Consider the following 3,662-nt stretch of genomic DNA (forward strand, 5'->3'; position numbering starts at 1 on the left):
TCATTGGTGATTGTGGGTTCGGGGATTTCAACGCCGATGCCGCTGATGATGACGCGATGCATGTCCAGTCCGTCCCATCCGCAGGCGCTGCGGCTTCATGTGGGCGCCGGAACGCTCCGGCGCAACAGTTTTCTCACCGAGGCGGTTTACGCCGGCTTAAACCAAAGATCTGGGCCGACTGAAGCCGATCCCTCGACATGGCCACAGCCAAAGCCAAGCGGCCCTAAGGCGCCGCGCGACATGGATAATCAAGCTCGTTTTGCGACAATGAAAATGCGCGGAAAGCGCAAGAGCACCTTGCCATCAGCCGTCTTCGGATAGGCCTTGGCGATCTTGGCCGTGTAACATTCGAGGAACATCGCCCTCTCCTCGGCGTCCAACGGATCGAGGAACGGCTTCAGGCCCGTCGATTTCACCCATTCGACGATCGCCTGCGCGTCGGCAAGCGGATGGTTGTAGATGGTGTGCCAGATATCAAGCCGGTCGCTGAGCGGCGACAGCAGGTCATAGTAGAACGACACCGGCGGCAACGGCCCGCGTGCCGCGCCCTTGAGCTTTTCGGCAAATGGCATTTCGGCGGCGGTCTCGCGCATCAGGCGGTGGGAGTCCTCGCCCAGATTGTCGGGCATCTGGACGGCAAGCGCACCGCCTGGGGCGAGGAAGCCCATCAGCCGCTGGAACACCGCCGGATGGGTAGGCAGCCATTGGAACACAGCATTGGCGAAGATCACGTCGACCGGCTCCGCCGGCTGCCATTCGGAGGCATCGGCGAGATCAAAGGTGACCTCGGGCAGGCGCGCCCGCGCCTTCTCGATCATGTCGGGCGAAGTGTCGAGGCCGCTCACCTGGGCATCCGGCCAGCGCTCGACAAGCAGTTCGGTCGAGTTGCCAGGCCCGCAGCCGATGTCGACGACCCGGCGCGGGAAGTCCACCGGCACCTGCGCGACCAAATCCCGCGCGGGCCGCGTGCGCTCGTCTTCAAATTTCAGATATTGGGCGGCGGACCAATCAGCCATTTGAGCTCCTCATGCTGGTTGAGATCGCCGCCCTAAAACCCCTTACCGCGTCAGCCTCTTGTAGGTCATGCGGTGCGGGTTGACGGCATCCGGCCCGAGGCGGCGGATCTTGTCCTGCTCGTAATCCTCGAAATTGCCTTCGAACCATTCGACATGGCTGTCGCCCTCGAAGGCGAGGATGTGCGTCGCCAGGCGATCGAGGAACATACGATCGTGCGAGATGATGACGGCGCAGCCGCCGAAGTTTTCCAGCGCGTCTTCGAGTGCGGCCAGCGTTTCCGTATCGAGATCGTTGGTCGGTTCGTCGAGCAGCAGCACATTGCCGCCGGTCTTCAGCATCTTGGCCAGATGCACGCGGTTGCGCTGACCGCCGGACAGATTGCCGACCTTCTGCTGCTGGTCGCCGCCACGGAAGTTGAACGACGCGCAATAGGCACGCGTGTTGGCTTCGAACTTGCCGAGCTTGACCACTTCGGCGCCGCCGGAAATCTCTTCCCACACCGTCTTTGACGGATCGAGCGCATCGCGGCTCTGGTCGACATAGCCGAGCTTGACCGTTTCGCCGACGCGCACAGAACCCGCATCCGGCTTTTCCTGGCCGGTGATCATGCGAAACAGCGTCGTCTTGCCGGCGCCGTTCGGGCCGATGACGCCGACGATGCCGCCGGGCGGCAGCTTGAATTCCAGGCCGTCGATGAGCAGCGTGTCGCCAAAGCCCTTCGACAGGCCTTCCGCCTCGATCACCACATTGCCGAGCCGCTCGCCATGCGGAATGACGATCTGCGTATCGCTCGGACGCCGCTTGTCGGCTGCATCCAAAAGATCCTGGAACGCCTGGATACGCGCCTTGGACTTGGTCTGGCGAGCCTTTGGGCTCGACTGGATCCATTCGCGCTCGCGGCCGATGGCGCGCTGGCGGGCATCGTCCTCGCGGCCTTCCTGCTTGAGCCGCTTGGCCTTGGCTTCGAGGTATTTGGTGTAGTTGCCCTCATAAGGAATGCCGCGGCCGCGATCGAGTTCGAGGATCCAGCCGGTGACATTGTCGAGGAAGTAGCGGTCGTGGGTGATGATCATCACGGCGCCCGGATAGGCACGCAGATGCTTTTCCAGCCACGCCGTGGTCTCGGCGTCGAGATGGTTGGTCGGTTCGTCGAGCAGCAGAAGGTCGGGCTGGCGCAGCAGAAGCTGGCAAAGTGCGACGCGGCGGCGTTCGCCGCCCGAAAGCTTGGTGACTTCCGAATCCTTGGGCGGGCAGCCCAGCGCTTCCATCGCCATCTCGACCTGCTGTTCGAGATCCCAAAGGTTGAGCCGGTCCATTTCGTCCTGGAGCTTGGCTGACTCGTCGGCCGTCTCGTCGGAATAGTTCATCATCAATTCGTTATAGCGTTCGATGACGGCAGTCTTGGCGGCGACACCTTCCATGATATTTTCGAACACGGTCTTGTCCGGATCGAGCGCAGGCTCCTGCGCCAGGTAGCCGACAGTGGCGCCTTCGGCCAGCCAGGCTTCGCCGTTCCACTCCTTGTCGAGCCCGGCCATGATCTTGAGGATCGTCGACTTGCCCGAACCGTTGGGGCCGAGGATGCCGATCTTGGCGTCGGGATAGAAGGAGAGATGGACATTCTCGAGCACCTTCTTGGTGCCATAGGCCTTGTTGAGGCCGGCCATGTGATAGATGAACTGGCGTGCCACGCGCGCTTTCCCTGAAAAACTGACTGGCCCAGAAAACTGACTGGATCTGTCGAATTGAGTGGAGGTTGGCCGCTATGTAGGCGATGCGGCGGCGAACGGCAATCGCTTTTGCCATATCTGCCCGGTCACACGCGGAAGTGTCCGCCAATCGCCGAAGTTTTCCACCAGCACGAAGCGTGCTGAAATCTCCGGTTAACTCTTCGGCGTCAAAACAGGGTCGGAGTGGAATCGCTCACTATTCGCGATTTCGAGAAAGAGATCGGGTCGACGGCATTGCTGAACAGTTTCCTGCTCCTTGCCGAAGCGGTCGTCTACTTCAGCGTCATGGTGACGCTTTTCCGCTTCAGACGGCGTATCGGCCTCGGCGTATTCGTCTGCGCGCTCGGTGTCATGCACTTCCTCGAGACCTATCTCGCCAGCGTCTTTTACGTCGCTCTGCCGTTCGGCATGGTCTCGCCTGGCTCGGCGGTGCTGTTTTCCGGCAAGCTGGTCATGCTTTTGCTGCTCTATATGAAGGAGGACGCTGCAACCGTGCGTCAGCCGATCTACGGCCTGCTGCTCGGCAATGCGCTGATGATCGGGCTGGTGCTGCTGCTGCGCCTGCACGTCATCGCGGCACTTCCCGACGGCAGGCTTCCAGACATCGGCTTCATCGACCAGATGGGTTGGCTGATGGTGTGGGGCACGACGCTGCTGTTCGTCGATGCCATCCTGATCATCCTGCTCTACGAAAAGCTTGGTCGGTATCTTCGCAAGGCGCCGTTCGCGCGCATCCTGATTTCGGTCGCTTGCGTGCTGACCTTCGACCAGGCCGGTTTTTTCACCGCCCTGCATTTCGTTGCCGGCGCGCCGATAGCCGTCTTTTTCGGCGGCTGGTTCGCCAAGATGGCGGCGGCGGTGACCTTCAGCACCATGCTCGTTGCCTATCTCAAATGGTTTGAGGAGCGCCAGGTC

General features: G+C 61.4%; 3 protein-coding genes and 1 pseudogene. 2 read left to right on the forward strand and 2 right to left on the reverse strand.

Annotated features, from left to right (window positions below):
• On the forward strand, window positions 1–182 hold a 182-nt coding region (locus tag EOC06_RS42835; protein WP_245469762.1), incomplete at its 5' end, for a hypothetical protein.
• A gap of 66 nt (window positions 183–248) precedes the next feature.
• Here the strand turns inward: EOC06_RS42835 and tam are convergent.
• The gene (gene tam, locus EOC06_RS18640) at window positions 249–1,016 is read right to left on the reverse strand and encodes a trans-aconitate 2-methyltransferase (protein ID WP_128308469.1); all 768 of its coding nucleotides are present in this window, start codon (window positions 1,014–1,016) and stop codon (window positions 249–251) included.
• A 42-nt stretch (window positions 1,017–1,058) separates the two neighbouring features.
• Window positions 1,059–2,708: an energy-dependent translational throttle protein EttA gene (gene ettA, locus EOC06_RS18645; protein ID WP_027034974.1), complete on the reverse strand. Its 1,650-nt coding sequence runs from the start codon at window positions 2,706–2,708 to the stop codon at window positions 1,059–1,061.
• Between the two features lie 273 nt (window positions 2,709–2,981).
• Here ettA and EOC06_RS42840 point away from each other — a divergent pair.
• Window positions 2,982–3,662, forward strand: a pseudogene (locus EOC06_RS42840) (GGDEF domain-containing protein); the annotation flags it as partial.

The sequence above is a fragment of the Mesorhizobium sp. M7A.F.Ca.MR.362.00.0.0 genome (assembly GCF_004023175.1).
Taxonomy (GTDB): Bacteria; Pseudomonadota; Alphaproteobacteria; order Rhizobiales; family Rhizobiaceae; genus Mesorhizobium.